This window comes from Stappia stellulata DSM 5886, from assembly GCF_000423705.1.
GTDB classification, from domain to species: Bacteria; Pseudomonadota; Alphaproteobacteria; order Rhizobiales; family Stappiaceae; genus Stappia; species Stappia stellulata.
Genome location: NZ_AUIM01000013.1, coordinates 7501 through 23695, shown reverse-complemented (window position 1 = coordinate 23695; position 16195 = coordinate 7501). Strand labels below are relative to the sequence as shown.

At 67.0% G+C, this 16195-nt stretch carries 15 protein-coding genes (1 of these 15 cut by a window edge); 11 read left to right on the top strand and 4 right to left on the bottom strand.

The features are described 5' to 3' along the window. Positions 1-104: 104 nt before the first annotated feature. The 4 genes from G572_RS0111445 to G572_RS0111430 all read left to right on the top strand — a co-directional run bounded on the left by G572_RS0111445 (position 105) and on the right by G572_RS0111430 (position 2784). Positions 105-995 carry a ComF family protein gene (locus tag G572_RS0111445; protein ID WP_245566208.1) on the top strand — a complete coding sequence of 297 codons (891 nt, stop codon included), beginning with the start codon at positions 105-107 and terminating at the stop codon, positions 993-995. Between the two features lie 124 nt (positions 996-1119). Beyond that, positions 1120-1374 carry a glutaredoxin 3 gene (grxC, locus tag G572_RS0111440; RefSeq protein ID WP_029058597.1) on the top strand — a complete coding sequence of 85 codons (255 nt, stop codon included), beginning with the start codon at positions 1120-1122 and terminating at the stop codon, positions 1372-1374. A gap of 31 nt (positions 1375-1405) precedes the next feature. Continuing rightward, on the top strand, positions 1406-2260 hold the full coding sequence (locus G572_RS0111435; protein WP_029058596.1) for a carbon-nitrogen hydrolase family protein: 855 nt from the start codon (positions 1406-1408) through the stop codon (positions 2258-2260). Next, positions 2257-2784 (top strand): DUF1178 family protein, encoded by a 528-nt coding sequence (locus tag G572_RS0111430; RefSeq protein WP_029058595.1) that lies wholly within the window; start codon positions 2257-2259, stop codon positions 2782-2784. The genes G572_RS0111435 and G572_RS0111430 overlap by 4 nt, the downstream gene beginning before the upstream one ends. 27 nt (positions 2785-2811) lie before the next feature. On the opposite strand, the gene G572_RS0111425 is transcribed toward G572_RS0111430, so the two are convergent. Next, on the bottom strand, positions 2812-3252 hold the full coding sequence (locus G572_RS0111425; protein WP_029058594.1) for a MarR family winged helix-turn-helix transcriptional regulator: 441 nt from the start codon (positions 3250-3252) through the stop codon (positions 2812-2814). Positions 3253-3389: 137 nt separating this feature from the next. On the opposite strand from G572_RS0111425, the gene G572_RS0111420 reads away from it, so the two are divergent. Beyond that, positions 3390-3746: a DUF1428 domain-containing protein gene (locus tag G572_RS0111420; RefSeq protein WP_029058593.1), complete on the top strand. Its 357-nt coding sequence runs from the start codon at positions 3390-3392 to the stop codon at positions 3744-3746. Between the two features lie 27 nt (positions 3747-3773). Here the strand turns inward: G572_RS0111420 and G572_RS0111415 are convergent, their stop codons facing one another. Together G572_RS0111415 and ubiG are read right to left on the bottom strand one after the other, a co-directional pair. Then, entirely contained in the window at positions 3774-4466 is a 693-nt protein-coding gene (locus G572_RS0111415; protein ID WP_029058592.1) for an alpha/beta fold hydrolase, read from the bottom strand. A 7-nt stretch (positions 4467-4473) separates the two neighbouring features. Beyond that, positions 4474-5250, bottom strand: coding sequence for a bifunctional 2-polyprenyl-6-hydroxyphenol methylase/3-demethylubiquinol 3-O-methyltransferase UbiG (gene ubiG, locus G572_RS0111410; RefSeq protein ID WP_029058591.1), 777 nt, complete (start codon positions 5248-5250; stop codon positions 4474-4476). A 164-nt stretch (positions 5251-5414) separates the two neighbouring features. Here ubiG and G572_RS0111405 point away from each other — a divergent pair, with 164 nt between their 5' ends. From G572_RS0111405 to clpB, 6 genes are all read left to right on the top strand, one after another. Further along, a complete protein-coding gene (locus G572_RS0111405; RefSeq protein WP_029058590.1) occupies positions 5415-6665 on the top strand; it encodes an aspartate kinase in 1251 nt (416 codons plus the stop codon). A 90-nt stretch (positions 6666-6755) separates the two neighbouring features. Further along, positions 6756-9023 (top strand): phosphoenolpyruvate--protein phosphotransferase, encoded by a 2268-nt coding sequence (gene ptsP / locus G572_RS0111400; protein ID WP_029058589.1) that lies wholly within the window; start codon positions 6756-6758, stop codon positions 9021-9023. 85 nt (positions 9024-9108) lie between these two features. After that, the gene (gene prfA / locus G572_RS0111395) at positions 9109-10182 is read left to right on the top strand and encodes a peptide chain release factor 1 (protein WP_029058588.1); all 1074 of its coding nucleotides are present in this window, start codon (positions 9109-9111) and stop codon (positions 10180-10182) included. Then, positions 10179-11072 (top strand): peptide chain release factor N(5)-glutamine methyltransferase, encoded by an 894-nt coding sequence (prmC, locus tag G572_RS0111390; protein WP_029058587.1) that lies wholly within the window; start codon positions 10179-10181, stop codon positions 11070-11072. The genes prfA and prmC overlap by 4 nt, the downstream gene beginning before the upstream one ends. Before the next feature lie 370 nt (positions 11073-11442). After that, the gene (locus G572_RS23535) at positions 11443-12366 is read left to right on the top strand and encodes a DUF4167 domain-containing protein (protein ID WP_245566207.1); all 924 of its coding nucleotides are present in this window, start codon (positions 11443-11445) and stop codon (positions 12364-12366) included. Between the two features lie 252 nt (positions 12367-12618). Continuing rightward, positions 12619-15216, top strand: coding sequence for an ATP-dependent chaperone ClpB (gene clpB, locus G572_RS0111380; protein WP_029058585.1), 2598 nt, complete (start codon positions 12619-12621; stop codon positions 15214-15216). Between the two features lie 161 nt (positions 15217-15377). Here the strand turns inward: clpB and G572_RS0111375 are convergent, their stop codons facing one another. Next, on the bottom strand, positions 15378-16195 hold the end of the coding sequence (locus G572_RS0111375) for a M23 family metallopeptidase (RefSeq protein ID WP_029058584.1). 1144 nt of this gene lie beyond the right edge of the window; the window shows 818 of its 1962 coding nt (coding positions 1145-1962); its start codon lies off the right edge, out of view; it ends in the stop codon at positions 15378-15380.

Sequence of the window (16195 nt, the reverse complement as noted above, 5' to 3'; positions counted from 1 at the left end):
CGGGCGCGCGACCGGCCGGGATCGTGATAGGCTTGCATATGGCGATGCCGCGCGGCTTCGTCAAAACACGACGGCTTTCGCGCGTCAACGCAAGGACTGCCGTCATGAGCGATGCGACGCGGGAGCGGGGCGGACACATGGACCTGCAGGCCGGCATGCCGGTTGACCGAGCGCGGTCCGAAGGGCGGGCGGTCGCGGCGTGGCCGCAGCTCTTGCCGCTGGCGCGGCTGATGCAAACGGCGCGCCGGTTTTTCCGTTCGGCCGGCGATCTTGCCCTGCCGCCGACGTGCCTTTGCTGCGACCGCCTGGTCGCCAGCGACCAGGCGCTGTGTTTCCACTGCTGGCACGAGATGCCGTTTCTCGCACCGCCCTGGTGCCAGCGGCTTGGTTTGCCCTTTGCCTACGATCTCGGACCGGGCGCCGTGTCGCCGCAGGCGATCGCCAAGCCGCCCGTCTACGACCGGCTGCGTGCGGTCAGCGCCTACAGCGGGCCGGCGCGGGCGCTGGTCGCGCGGCTGAAGTATCACGACCGCCCGTCGGTCTCGCGTGCGATGGGGCGCTGGATGGCGCGTGCCGGCGACGAGCTTCTTGTCATGGATCCCGCCGGCGCGGGGCCGCCTCTGCTGGTCCCCGTGCCCTTGCACCCCTTTCGCAACTGGTCCCGCCGTTACAATCAGGCAGGGCTGCTGGCCCGCGAAATCCTCCGCGCCCGCGCGCATGTCGAGATCTGCGCGGACGGTCTTCGCCGCGTCCGCGCAACGCGCCGGCAGGTCGGACTGGATGCAAGTGCCCGCGCGAAGAACGTGCGCGGTGCCTTCGCCGTGTCGCGGGAGGGTGCGCTTGCGGTTGCGGGACGCCGCTGTGTTCTCATCGACGACGTTCACACCACGGGCGCGACGGCGAATGCGGCCGCTCGGGTTCTGGCGAAGGCCGGCGCCGCCAGCGTGGACGTGCTGGTTTTCGCCCATGCGGGCGCCGACCGGCCGCTTGGATGAGGCCGTCGCGCGACGGCTGCCCTTGCACGCAACGACGATTGCTCGATATATCCCCACCGGGTCGTCGTGTGGGTCCACACCCCGGCGTGCCCAGCGACGGAAAACAGGCTCAGGAAGGCGCGACATGGCGGTTGAAGTGTACACACGGCAGATGTGCGGGTTCTGCACGATGGCCAAGAGCCTCCTGCAGAAGAAAGAGGTCGCGTTCAGGGAACTCGACGCGACGTTCGATCCGGGACTGCGCAAGGAAATGATCCAGCGCGCCAATGGCGCTTCGACGTTTCCCCAGGTCTTCATTCACGACACGCATGTCGGCGGCTGCGACGAACTGATGGCCCTGGAGCGTGCCGGCAAGCTCGACGCGCTGCTGTCGGCGTGACACGGGCCGCGACAAGCGGGAAGGACAGCGGATGACCCATCTTTGCGCAGCCGTGATCCAGACGCGAAGCGGGCGGGACATCGCCCGCAACGTGGAGGAGACGAGCGCGCTGATCCGCGCGGCGGCGGGCGATGGCGCACGCTACATCCAGACGCCGGAAATGACGCATCTGCTGGAGAAAAGCCGCAAGGACCTGTTCGCCAAGATCGCCAGCGAAGAAGACGATGCGGGCGTTGCCGCCTATGCGCGGCTTGCCGCAGAGCTTGGCGTCTTCTTGCATATCGGCTCGCTCGCCATCCGCACTGGCGAGACGAGCGTCGCCAACCGCGGGTTGCTGTTCGGGCCCGACGGAAAGCTTCAGGCGCGCTACGACAAGATCCACATGTTCGACGTCGATCTTCCCAATGGCGAGAGCTGGCGCGAATCGGCGACCTATGCGCCGGGCGAAGAGGCGGTTGCGGTCGACCTGGGCGATGTGAAGCTCGGCATGGGCGTGTGTTACGACATCCGCTTTCCCGCGCTCTTTCGTGCGCTCGCCGGCGCCGGGGCGGGGATCCTCACGGCACCGGCCGCCTTCACCCGGCAGACCGGCGAGGCGCATTGGCACGTTCTTCAGCGCGCGCGGGCCATCGAGACAGGCGCTTTCATGGTTTCCGCCGCGCAGGGCGGGCGCCACGAGGACGGGCGCGAGACCTATGGTCACAGCCTGATCGTCGCGCCCTGGGGCGAGATCCTCGCCGAGGTCGATGGCGACGCACCGGGCTATGCGCTGGCCGAGCTTGATCTGGATCTTGTCGCGACCGCCCGCCAGCGCATTCCGGCCCTTGCCAACGGCCGCGACTTCGCTCTGCGCGAGGTTGGCGCGCGCGCCGGGGTTTCGGGATGATCCGGTATCAGCTGCGCTGCACCGACGGACATGCGTTCGAGGCGTGGTTTCGCGGGTCAGACGATTTCGAGGCGCAAAAGGGGCGCGGCCTCGTGGCCTGCCCGACCTGCGGATCGTCCGATGTGGAGAAGGCGCTGATGGCGCCTGCGGTGTCCACCGCGCGCTCGCGCGAAGGCCGGGTCACGCCGGCGCCCGTGGCAACGCCCGAGGCGGCTGTCGCCTCCGACGCGCCCGTCCCTGCCGGACCTGTTGCCTCGGAGCCGGTCGCCTCACGCCCGGGGACCTCGGAAGGCGGCGGTCGCGCGGCTGAGATCCTCGACAAGCTCAGGGCGCTTCGCACGGAACTCATGGCCAGGGCCGAGAACGTCGGAACGGCCTTCCCGGAAGAAGCGCGCAAGATCCACTACGGCGAAACCGAGGACCGCGGCATCTATGGCGCGGCGACCCGCGAGGAAGCGGCGGAGCTGATCGAGGAAGGCATTCCGGTGTTGCCGTTGCCGGTGCTCCCGGAAGACCGCAACTGATCTCTCTTCCGGTTCCGGCCGGCGACGTCACGACAACCGTTTCAACGCGTCGCGCACGGCCTGAGGGTCCGCCGGCGCAAGCAGCCGGTCGATCCGTGCCTGTGCCTCACGCCAGGCGGGCAGGGCGGCGATCAGCGCGGCGTGCCCCTCGTCGGTGAGGATCAGGCACTTGGCTCGCCTGTCGCTCGGATGCGGCTCCATGCGAACCAGTCCCCGCCGCTCCAGCGGCTTGAGGGCGGCGGTCAGCGTCGTGCGGTCCATGGCGAGAACCTCGGCGACGGGCGCGACGGTTGGCGGCTCGGGCCGGTTCAGCGACATCAGCAGCGAAAACTGTCCGTTCGTCAGGCCGAAGGGGCGAAGCGCCTCGTCGTAGTGACGCGCCAGAGCGCGGCCGGCGCGCTGGACATGCAGGCACAGACAGGTGTCGCGCGCTTCCAGCGTTGCGGTGAAGGGCAGCTTCTTTGACATGCGGTAATTATGTTGATATCAACATAAATAGACAAGCAAAGATTGCTGCTTGTCCGCGCCTGAGTGGCTGCGGTGCCCGTATCTGCAACAGCGGCGGCGGACCTGCGGTCTGGTGCGGTTCACGAGGAGGAAACACCGTGAGTTACGTGACTGGAATGATCGCGGCCGTGCCGGCCGGGAACAAGGAGGCGTTTCGCGCCCATGCGGCGGCGGCGGCGAAGCTCTTCATCGAGTTCGGCGCCACGCGCGTCACCGATTGCTGGGGAGACGATGTGCCCGAGGGCGAGACAACGGATTTCTTCGGTGCGGTGAAGGCCGAAAAGGACGAGGTCGTCGTCTTCAGCTGGATCGAGTTCCCCTCGCGCGCGATCCGCGATCAGGTGTTCGAGAAGATGATGAGCGATCCGCGCATGGCCGAGATCGGCGAGATGCCGTTTGACGGCAAACGCATGATCTTCGGCGGCTTCGAGGTCATGGTCGACACGCGGGCCTGAGACCCGGCGCGCTGTCGCGCGGGTTTCTCAGGCCAGCCAGTCACGCATGACGCGGGTGATCGCATCCGGTGTTTCCAGGGTCGGAAGATGCCCGGCATCGGCAATCACCTCAAGCCGGCTTCCCGGGATCAGATCGTGCATTTCCCTCGCACGGTCGGGCGGGGTCAGGCGGTCGCCTTCGCCGACAACGATGGTTGTCGGACAGGCAATCTCGCCGAGCTTCGGGCGGGCGTCGGGCCGCGCCAGGATCGCTTCCTGCTGGCGGATGAAGGCGTCGGGGCCGACGTCTTCCGCCATGCGCGCGCAGATCGCCTTGAGGGCGGCGTCGCCCTCGCGGTTTTCATGCACGAACAGCGGAAAGAGCGCGGGCAGGATCTGGTCGAACCGCCCGGCGTCGGCCAGCGCCATCTGCCGGCGGCGGTTTTGGGTCTGCTCGGGCGTATCGGGCCGGGCGGCGGTGTCGAGCAGCATCAGCCGGGTGACGCGATGCGGCGCCTTGCGCATCGCCGCCATTGCCACGTAACCGCCCATCGACAGCCCGGCCAGCGCAAAGCGCTCGGGTGCGGCGTCCAGGAGCCGGTCGGCGATGGCCTCCAGCGTTGCGTCCGAGCGGTGGTCGGCGATCATCACCGCCCGCCCGGCAAGCGCTGCGACTTGCGGGGCAAACAGCGTCTGCGTGCACAAGAGGCCCGGAACGAGGACAAGCGGCGTATCGCTCATCGCGGTCTCACTTCGCCCGGTCGGCGTCGCGCGAAAACAGCATCATGTAGTTCACGTCCATGTCGGTGGTGCGGTTCCAGCTGTCGGCGAGCGGATTGAAGCTCACGCCGCAACGGTCGCGGACCGTCAGGCCGGCGGCCGTCAGCGGGCCTTCCAGCTCGTCCGGTTTCACCAGCTTCTCGTAGCTGTGGGTGCCTTTGGGCAGCCAGCGCAGCACGTATTCCGCCCCGACGATGGCCAGCGCATAGGCCTTGAGCGTGCGGTTGATGGTCGCCATGAACATCAGTCCGCCGGGCTTGACCAGTTGCGCGCAGGCGTCGAGATAGAGCGGTACGTCGGAGACGTGTTCCACCACCTCCATGTTGAGCACGACATCGTATTGCTCGCCCGCGGCGGCGAGATCTTCCGCCGTCGTCGCGCGGTAGTCGATGTCGAGGCCCGAGGTCTCGGCATGCAGCCTGGCGACCTCGATGTTGGTGGCGGAGGCATCGGCACCGACCACATTGGCGCCGAGGCGCGCCATGGGTTCGCACAACAGCCCGCCGCCGCAGCCGATGTCGAGGATTTTCAAGCCCTCGAAGGCGTTCGCGGCGCGATTGTCGCGGCCGAAATGGGCCGAGACCTGCTCCTTGATGTAGGTGAGGCGCACGGGGTTGAACTTGTGCAGCGGACGGAACTTGCCGGCCGGATTCCACCATTCCGCGGCGAGCGCGGAAAACCGGGCGACCTCCGCGTCGTCGACCGTGCCGGTGGAGGTGCCTTTCGAGGAATGTGCGGCGCTCATCGTGTCGTCCCTTTCGCTAGCCTCAGGTTTGGTCGATGGTCGCAGGCGCTTTGTCAAGCGCGGCAGTTGCGGTTGGGCGTCGCAGTCTGTATGGCTATGCGCCGATCCGCACGGCTTTTCGTCGCTGCGGCCCCCCTTTCACGCTCGCAGTGCATACGTGTCCCATGGCCCGATTGGTTTTGAAGTTCGGCGGAACCTCCGTCGCCGATATGGAGCGCATCCGCAACGCGGCGCGTCATGTGAAACGCGAGGTTGACGCGGGTCATCAGGTCGCGGTCGTCGTCTCGGCGATGTCGGGCGAGACCAACAAGCTCGTCGGCCTGTGCCGCGCGGCGTCGGCGATGCATGATGCGCGCGAATATGACGCGGTGGTCGCCTCGGGCGAGCAGGTCACCAGCGGCCTGCTGGCCATCGTGCTGCAGGACATGGGCGTCGAGGCCCGCTCCTGGCAGGGCTGGCAGATCGCGCTGAAGACCGATTCCCAGCACGGCGCGGCACGGATCACCGACATTGACGGCGACCGGCTGATCGAGCGCCTCGAGAAGGGGCAGGTCGCCGTCGTCGCAGGGTTTCAGGGCGTTGCGCCCGACAACCGGATCGCGACGCTCGGGCGCGGCGGATCGGACACGAGCGCGGTGGCAATCGCGGCCGCGATCGGCGCGGATCGCTGCGATATCTACACCGACGTCGACGGGGTCTACACCACCGACCCCAGGATCGTGCCCCGGGCGCGGCGGCTGGAACGCATCGCCTTTGAGGAAATGCTGGAGATGGCCTCGCTCGGCGCCAAGGTGCTGCAGGTGCGCTCCGTCGAAATGGCGATGGTGCATGGCGTGCGCACATTCGTGCGCTCAAGCTTCGACGATCCGGATGCGCCGCAGGTCGGCGCGGGCGGCCTGCCGCCGGGAACTCTCATTTGCGACGAGGATGAAATCGTGGAACAGCAAGTCGTGACCGGGATTGCCTTCGCCAGGGACGAGGCGCAGGTCTCCATCCGCAACGTCGACGACAAGCCCGGCGTTGCCGGCGCGGTGTTCGGGTCGCTTGCCGACGCGAACATCAACGTCGACATGATCGTCCAGAACATCTCGCCCGACGGGCGCAGGACGGACATCACCTTCACCGTGCCGGACAGCGACTACGACCGCGCGCTCGCCGTGCTGGAGGACCAGCGCGGCTCCATCGGCTACGAGGCGATCGAGGGCGCACGCGACGTGGTGAAAGTGTCGGTGATCGGCATCGGCATGCGTTCGCACGCCGGCATCGCGGCGCGCTGTTTCGAGGGGCTCGCGCAGAAGGGAATCAACATCCGCGCGATCTCGACCTCGGAGATCAAGATCTCCGTTCTCATCGATTCCGCCTACACCGAGCTTGCGGTGCGGACTCTCCATTCGCTATACGATCTGGACGGGTAAGCGAACGGCTGCCGGTCCGGCTCCGGAGGGGGATCGTCGGCCGGTGCGTCTGTCACCCGTTCGGACCATGCGGAAAGGACTAGACGGGTGATGCGGAGCACTCTCGCCGGCCCCCGTGTTCTGCTGCGTCGTCTCCGCGAAGTGATGGCGGAGCCGATCAACGCTCAGGAGCGGCTCGACAAGATCGTTGTCCTGATCGCGGCCAATGTGGTGGCCGAGGTCTGCTCCGTCTATATTCTGCGCGCCGACGGCGTGCTGGAACTCTATGCCACCGAGGGCCTCAACCGCGACGCGGTGCACAAGACCAGCCTGAAGGTCGGCGAGGGCCTTGTCGGCCTGATCGCGGCCGACGCACGTCCGCTCAATCTTCCCAATGCCCAGGCGCATCCCGCCTTCGCCTACCGTCCGGAGACGGGCGAGGATGCCTATAACTCCTTCCTCGGCGTGCCGATCCTGCGCGCGGGCCGGACGCTCGGCGTGCTCGTCGTCCAGAACCAGTCGCATCGGACCTATTTCGAGGATGAGGTCGAGGCCCTGCAGACCACCGCGATGGTGATCGCGGAAATGGTCGCGGCCGGCGAACTGGAAGCCATCGTCCAGCAGGGCACCAAGCTCGACCTGACGCGGCCGATGCATTTTCAGGGCGTGGCGCTGTCCGACGGGGTCGGGCTTGGCCATGTCGTTTTGCACGAACCGCGCGTCGTGGTCACCAACCTGATCGCCGAGGATGCCGCCGCCGAGCTTGCCAAGCTGGAGCGCGCCATCGCACGGCTGCGCATTTCCCTCGACGACCTGCTGGCCTCCGGCGACTTCGCCCAGCACGGCGAGCATCGCGAGGTGCTGGAAGCCTACCGGATGTTCGCCAACGATCGCGGCTGGATCCGCAAGATCGAGGAGGCGATCAACAACGGCCTGACCGCCGAGGCCGCGGTGGAGAAGGTCCAGTCGGACACCCGCGCGCGAATGATGCGCCAGACCGACCCCTACCTGCGCGAGCGGCTGCACGATCTCGACGATCTGGCCCACCGGCTGATCCGCGAACTGATGGGCCGCCAGCACGGACCGGTGTCGGAAAGCCTGCCGCAGGACGCGGTGATCGTCGCGCGCAACATGGGTGCCGCGGAGCTGCTCGACTACGGCCGCGACCGCATTCGCGCCATCGCGCTGGAAGAAGGCGGCCCGACCAGTCATGTCACCATCGTGGCGCGGGCGCTTGGCATCGCCGCCGTGGGCCTTGCGGAAAATCTCGTCAGTCTGGCGGAATCGGGCGACGCGGTGATTGTCGACGGCGAAAGCGGTCAGATCCACCTGCGCCCCGCGCAGGACATCGAGAACGCTTACGCCGAGAAGGTGCGCTTCCGCGCCCGTCGTCAGGCGCAATACCGGCGGCTGCGCAACAAGCCGTCGATCACCCGCGACAATGTCGACATTTCGCTGCAGCTCAACGCCGGCCTTCTGGTCGATCTGCCGGCGGTCTCCGAATCGGGCGCGGCCGGCGTCGGACTTTTCCGCACCGAATTGCAGTTCATGGTGGCCTCGTCGTTCCCGCGCATGAGCGAGCAGACCGACTATTACCGCCAGGTGCTCGACGCGGCGGACGGGCGCCCCGTCACCTTCCGCACGCTCGACATCGGCGGCGACAAGGTGCTCCCTTACCTGCGCGCGATCCAGGAGGAAAACCCGGCGATGGGCTGGCGGGCGATCCGCTTCGGCCTCGACCGTCCGGGCATCCTGCGCACCCAGATCCGCGCGCTGCTGCATGCTTCCGCCGGCCGCGAGTTGCGCATCATGTTCCCCATGGTGTCGGCGGTGTCGGAGTTCCATCAGGCCAAGGCCATGGTGGAGCGCGAGATCAAGCATCTGCGCCGTCACGATCACAAGGGGCCGGAACGCCTTCAGCTCGGAGTGATGATCGAGGTGCCGTCGCTGCTCTATCAGCTCGACGAATTGTTCGATGTCGTCGATTTCGCCTCCATCGGCTCAAACGATCTCTTCCAGTTCTTTACCGCCGTCGATCGCGGCAACACGCGGGTCGCCGCGCGGTTCGACACGATGGGCGTGCCCTTCCTCAGGGCGTTGCGCCAGATCGCGGAACGGGCCAATGCGCATAACACGCCGGTGACGCTGTGCGGCGAGATCGCCGGCCAGCCGCTGCAGGCCATGGCGCTGACGGCGCTCGGCTACCGGGCGCTGTCGATGTCGCCGGCCGCGCTCGGGCCTGTGAAGGCGATGGTGCGCGGACTCGATGTCGGACGGTTGTCCGCACGGCTTCTTCCCCGGCTGGAAACGCCCGGGGCGCTGGAGGATCCGCGCGCGCTGCTGCGCGCCTTTGCCTCCGACAACGATATTTCCTTGTAGCGAGGCGGCCCTCGCTTTCTGCCGTGTCGCGTCCGTCTGCGACGCCGGCTTTCCCGTTTCTCACCTCAAAGGATGCCCAAACGCGATGATTGCGGCGGAAAAACTCGAAGCGCTCCTGGCGCGCGTAGCCGAGATCGAGCACGGGATGACGCAAAATCCCGATCCGGACACCTATGTCAGGCTGTCGCGCGATTATGCCGAACTGGACCCGCTGGCGCAAAAGGTGCGGGCGCTCCAGGAGGCGGAAGGCGAGCTGGCCGACGTCGAGGCGATGATCGCGGACGCCGGCGGCGACAAGGAGATGCGGGCGCTGGCGGAAGCGGAACGCGAGACGCTGGTCGAGCGGATCGAGGCGCTGTCGCAGGAGGTGCGCCTCGGCTTTCTGCCGCGCGATGCCGCCGACAGCCGCAACGTCATCCTGGAGGTGCGGGCGGGAACCGGCGGCGACGAGGCCGCGCTCTTCGCCGGCGACCTGTTTCGCATGTACCAGCGATTCGCCCAGATCAAGGGCTGGAAGATGGAGATCCTGTCGGCGAGCGAGGGCGAGGTCGGCGGTTTCAAGGAGGTGATCGCGTCGGTTTCGGGGCAGAACGTCTTCGCCGCGCTGAAGTTCGAATCCGGCGTGCACCGGGTGCAGCGGGTTCCGGACACGGAATCGGGCGGGCGCATTCACACCTCGGCGGCGACGGTTGCGGTTCTGCCACAGGCGGAGGATGTCGACGTCACCATTCAGGAAGCGGATCTGCGCATCGATACGTTCCGCGCCTCGGGCGCCGGCGGGCAGCACGTCAACACCACCGATTCCGCCGTGCGCATCACCCATGTTCCGACGGGCATCGTCGTCGGGGTGCAGGACGAACGCTCCCAGCACAAGAACAAGGCAAAGGCGATGCAGCTGCTGCGCGCACGCATCTTTGACGCCGAACGGGCACGGCTCGCCGACGAGCGCACCGAGGCCCGCCGGCTTCAGGTCGGCTCGGGAGATCGCTCGGAACGCATCCGCACCTACAATTTTCCGCAAGGGCGGGTGACCGACCACCGCATCGGCCTGACGCTCTACAAGCTTCCCGAAATCGTCAGCGGCGAGGCGCTCGGCGAGGTGATCGACGCGCTTGTCCTCGACTATCAGGCCAATCTTCTCGCGGCCGAGGGGCTGTGACGCCCGGGGCGCCGCAGGGGGATCCGCCGGAGACGCTCGGGCGCCTTGCGGCATCCTTGCGAGCCGCATTCCGCGCGGCGGGGCTGGACACTGCCGCGCTCGATGCGCGCATTCTGGCGGCCCATGCCGCCGGCGTCGATGCCGACCGTGTGGTGCTCGATCCGGAAAGGCCCGTATCGCCGGAGGAGGGCGCGCGCGCCGCCGGGCTGATGGAACGGCGGATTGCCGGCGAGCCGGTCGGCCGTATCCTGGGCGAACGCGAGTTCTGGGGGCTGGCGTTTGCCCTGTCGGCGGAGACGCTTGAACCGAGACCCGATACCGAAACGCTCGTCGAACGCGTGCTTTCATGGTGCGACGCCCGGGGCGGGCGCGAGCGGGCGTGGCGGTTCGCCGACGTCGGAACCGGCAGCGGCTGCATCGCCGTGGCGCTGCTTTGCGAATTGCCGAATGCGCGGGCGGTCGCGGTGGATCTCTCGCAGTCGGCACTCGTCACCGCCCAGGCCAATGCCGCGCGCCACGGGGTCGCCGCACGGTTCAGCGCGGTGTGCGGCGATTTCGCGGATGCGCTTGCGCCCGGGTTCGACATGCTGGTGAGCAATCCGCCCTATATCGCGCCGCAGGAACGCGAGGCGCTGTCCCGCGAGGTGCGCCTGTTCGATCCGCCGCTGGCGTTGTTTGCGAAGGACAACGGCCTGGCCGCCTATCGGCGAATCGCCACCGAGGCCGGGCGCATTTTGGTCGACGGCGGGTTCGCGATGGTCGAGATCGGCGCCGCGCAGGCTGCGGATGTGACCGGGATCCTGATTGCAGCCGGATTTCAAGACATCGCCGTCTTTCAAGACCTTGGCGGTCGCGACCGCGTCGCGGGCGCGCTGAGGATCGCAAAATGACGTCACTTTTCGCCGCTGTGAAAAAGACGCTTGGAAAACCCGGCGGAACCGGCTAGTTTCTGAGCGCCGAGACCCGACGGGGGTGGTGCTGTTATCCACGGGTAGGCAGATCGACAAGTTTTTGAGAGACTTTTCGTTCCAGCCAGATCCTGCATTGCGCGACGGGCATTCACCGTCGGGGACGATGCGCCGGGGCTTCCGGGCCCCAGGGCGACTTGGCATAGGTCTGTTCAGGTGACTCCTTCAAGACGACCGGAAAGGTCGGCGCCAGCGCGTCGTCCTGTTTCCGAGAGAAGGGCCTGCACGGATCGCGCAACACCGACTTAGTCTCGTTGCGTTTCATGGCGCCGGTCCGTGTCGGACCGGACTGTTGATCGGCCGTTGTCGATCGCCGTTCGTGAGAGAAAACGGCAGAATGAGACCAGGAAATCAAAACAACAAACGCATCCGTGGCCGCGGCGGCCGCAAGGGGCCAAATCCGCTTTCGCGCACGTATGAGTCCAATGGGCCCGACGTGAAGATCCGCGGAACCGCCCACCATGTCGCCGAAAAGTACCAGCAGCTGGCGCGCGACGCCGCCGCTGCGGGCGACCGGGTGATTTCGGAAAATTACTATCAGCACGCCGAGCACTACCTGCGCATCATCGCATCTGCCCAGCAGAGCATGCAGCAGCCCGTGGTGCTTCCGCGCGGTGACGAGGCCGAGGACGAGGCCGAGGCGCAGACCGAACGCGCCGAACGTCAGGACCGCCAGGAGCGTCGCGATCGCGGTGATCGTGGCGAGCGCGGTGATCGCGGCGAGCGCAGTGATCGTGGCGAGCGCAGTGATCGTGGCGAGCGCGGCGAGCGCGAGGCTGCCAAGTCGGATGACGGCGGCAAGTCGGTGATGCCGGTGGATGCGCCTCAGCCCTTCGTCGAGAACATGCCCGTGCTGAATGCCAAGAGTGCGGCAGCCGGCGAGGAAGCCAATACCGCCAAGGCGAAGGACGACGACAGCGGTGAAGGCAGCGGCGACGACGACGATCGCCGGACGCGTCGCACGCGCGGCACGCGGGGACGCGGTCTGCGCAAGGCCCGCAATCCGGGGCCGGGCGACGAGTCGGCCGCACAGGATGGCGGCGCGGACAATGCGCCGGCCGCCAATGGCACGGCCGATGCCCCCGCAGCCGCCAGCGAAGGCGGGGAGCCGGAGGCCCAGCCCAAGCCCCGGGCCAGACGGACTCCGCGTCCGCGCACCCCGAAGGCGGCCGCCACGGACGAAAAAAGCGAAACGCCCGCCACAAACGACGCCTAAGGCGACTTTGGGACGGGGCACCGCTTCCAAGCGACCCTGGCGTCGCCGGAGTGAGCTTTCGCAAGAGACCATGAGGAGCACGCGGTGACGCGTGCTCCTTTTTTGTTGGTCTAAGGGCTTTCCCTCTTTTGTGATCGAAATGCCACACTATATCCTGTTGACGGTCGATGAAGACCGGGCGGATGCCGAATGAGGGTCCGCAATCCGTAAAGGCCTCCTGCTTCGGGGGAGGGCCTGATCTGGAGGTGACAGATGAATTTCGAGAAATACACGGAACGCGCCAGAGGCTTCGTGCAGTCGGCACAGACCTATGCAATCGGCGAATCCCATCAGCAATTCTCGCCCGAGCACCTGTTGAAGGTGCTGCTCGACGATCCCGAGGGCATGGCCGCCGGGCTGATCGAGCGCGCCGGCGGGCACGTCAAGGACGCGGTTCTCGCCAACGAAAAGGCGCTTGCAGGCATTGCCAAGGTCTCGGGCGGCAGCGGGCAATTGTATCTCGCGCCGGCGCTGGCGCAGCTTTTCGACCAGGCGGAAAAGATCGCCGACAAGGCGGGCGATTCCTTCGTAACCGTGGAGCGGCTGCTGCTCGCGCTTGCCATGAGCAAGGACAGTGAGGCCGGCAAGGCGCTCGCGGCCGCCGGCGTCACGCCGGCGCGGCTGAACGAGGCGATCAACGACCTGCGGCAGGGCCGCACGGCCGACAGCGCCTCGGCGGAAAGCCAGTATGACGCCTTGAAAAAATACGCCCGTGACCTGACCCAGGCGGCGCGCGACGGCAAGCTCGATCCGGTCATCGGCCGCGACGACGAGATCCGCCGCACGATCCAGGTGCTGTCGCGCCGGACCAAGAACAATCCGGTGCTGATCGGCGAGCCGGGTGTGGGCAAGACCGCGATCGCCGAGGGGCTCGCGCTCAGGATCATCAATGGCGACGTGCCGGAGAGCCTGAAGGACAAGAAGCTTCTCGCGCTCGACATGGGCTCGCTGATCGCCGGCGCGAAATATCGCGGTGAGTTCGAGGAACGGCTGAAGGCGGTGCTTTCGGAAGTGCAGGCGGCGGCCGGCGGCATCGTTCTGTTTATCGACGAGATGCACACGCTGGTCGGGGCCGGCAAGGCGGATGGCGCGATGGACGCCTCCAACCTCCTGAAGCCCGCACTTGCGCGCGGCGAGCTGCATTGCGTCGGCGCGACCACGCTCGACGAGTACCGCAAGCATGTTGAAAAGGACGCGGCGCTCGCGCGCCGGTTCCAGCCCGTGTTCGTGTCCGAGCCGACGGTCGAGGACACTGTCTCGATCCTGCGCGGTATCAAGGAAAAATACGAGCTGCACCATGGCGTGCGCATCACCGACAGCGCCGTTGTCGCCGCCGCGACGCTGTCCAACCGCTACATCACCGACCGGTTCCTGCCGGACAAGGCCATCGACCTGATGGACGAGGCGGCCAGCCGGCTGCGCATGCAGGTCGACAGCAAGCCCGAGGAGCTCGACGAGCTCGACCGGCGGATCATCCAGCTCAAGATCGAGCGCGAGGCGCTGAAGAAGGAGACGGATGCGGCCGCGAAGGACCGGCTCGACAAGCTCGAGGGCGAGTTGGCGGACCTTGAGGAAGAGGCCTCTGCGCTGTCTGCCCGCTGGCAGGCGGAGAAGCAGAAGCTCTCGTCCGAGCAAAAGCTCAAGGAGCAGCTCGACCAGGCGCGCAGCGATCTGGAACGGGCGCAGCGCCAGGGCGACCTGGGGCGTGCGGGCGAGCTCGCCTATGGCGTGATCCCCGACCTGGAGAAGGCCATCGCCGATGCCGAAGGGCAGGACGACGCGGGTGCGATGATGGAAGAGGCCGTCACCACCGATCACATTGCGCATATCGTGTCGCGCTGGACCGGCATTCCGGTCGACAAGATGCTGCAGGGTGAACGCGAGAAACTGCTGCGCATGGAAGACGAGATCGCGCGCCGGGTGATCGGCCAGCAGGAGGCGGTGCATGCCGTTTCCACGGCGGTCCGCCGTGCGCGCGCCGGCTTGCAGGATCCGAACCGGCCGATCGGCTCGTTCCTGTTCCTCGGGCCGACGGGTGTCGGCAAGACCGAACTGACCAAGGCGCTTGCCGAGTTCCTGTTCGACGACGAGACCGCGATGGTGCGCCTCGACATGTCGGAATACATGGAGAAGCACTCCGTGGCCCGCCTGATCGGCGCGCCTCCGGGCTACGTCGGCTACGAGGAGGGCGGTGCGCTGACCGAAGCGGTCCGGCGGCGTCCGTATCAGGTCGTGCTGTTCGACGAGATCGAGAAGGCGCACGGGGATGTCTTCAACGTGCTGCTGCAGGTGCTGGACGACGGTCGTCTGACCGACGGGCAGGGCCGCACGGTCGATTTCCGCAACACGCTGATCGTGATGACCTCCAACCTGGGGTCGGAGTTCCTGACCGCGCAGGCCGAGGGCGAGGATTCCTCGATGGTGCGCGATCAGGTCATGACGGTGGTGCGGGCACATTTCCGGCCCGAGTTCCTCAACCGGCTGGACGACCAGATCCTGTTCCACCGGTTGCAGCGAAACCAGATGGCGGCGATCGTCGACATCCAGCTGACCCGTCTGGAGCGTTTGCTGGGCGACCGCAAGATCGAGATGACGCTCGACGAGGAGGCCCGCATCTGGCTCGCCGACAAGGGCTACGACCCGGCCTATGGCGCGCGTCCGCTCAAGCGGGTGATCCAGCGCGAGGTGCAGGATCCGCTCGCCGAGCTGATCCTGTCCGGCAAGGTCGCCGACGGCCAGTCGGTGCGGGTGAGTGCCGGAAGCGACCGATTGCTGTTCGAGGTGGTCGGGTCACAGAGCGAAGCCGCCTGACGGGGGCTGAACGCCACCGCGCCGGGGCCGGGCGTCGCGTCCGGCACCCGACACACTGCCAGTGAAATGCAAAGGCCCCGGGCGGTTCCGCCCGGGGCCTTTTGTGTGTGCGACTGTGGCCGGCGCGCGCCGCAGGGCGCGGCGACCGCTTGAGCCTGAATTCAGGGTTTTTCCAGGGAGGCGACGCGCGACGGCCCAGCCGCGCGTTCGACCAGCGTGTCGATGCGGTCGCGTTCGCGGTTGAAGGCTTCGAGCAGATCGCCTTCCAGCACCCGCCCGCGCGGCAGGCGAATGCGCATCGGGTTGACGAAGCGGCCGTTCACCTTGACCTCATAGTGCAGGTGCGGACCGGTCGACAGGCCTGTGGAGCCGACATAGCCGATGACCTGGCCCTGGCGCACGCGCATGCCCTCGCGAATGCCCTTGGCGAAGCTCGTCTGGTGGCTGTAGGTCGTGGTGTAGCCGTTCGCGTGCTGGATCTCGATGCGGCGGCCGTAGCCGGAGACCCATTTCGCGCGGCTGATCACGCCGCTGCCGGCGGCCATGATCGGTGTGCCGCGCTTGGCCGACCAGTCGACGCCGTTGTGCATGCGCATGGTGCCGACGATGGGATGCTTGCGCATCCCGAAAGCCGACCGGTAGCGCCCGCCCGACAGCGGTTTGCGCATCAGGAATTTTTTCGCGCTCTTTCCGGTTTCATCGTAGAAATCGACGATCCCGTCGTCCGGGGTGCGGAAGCGGTAAAAGCGGCGGGTGGTGCTGCGATTGGTCAGTGCGGTGTATAGGATTTCCGCCGGAACGTCGGCGTCGTCCTGCTGGAGGCCGTAGAACACCTCGAAGGAATCGCCCGGTTTCACCCGCGACTTGAAATCCACGTCGAAGGAGAAGATCCGCACCAGGTCGGAGATCAGGTCCTTCTCGACGTTCTGTTCCAGCGCGGTTTGATAGAGGCTGTCGTAAAGCGTCGGCGTGGTGCCGG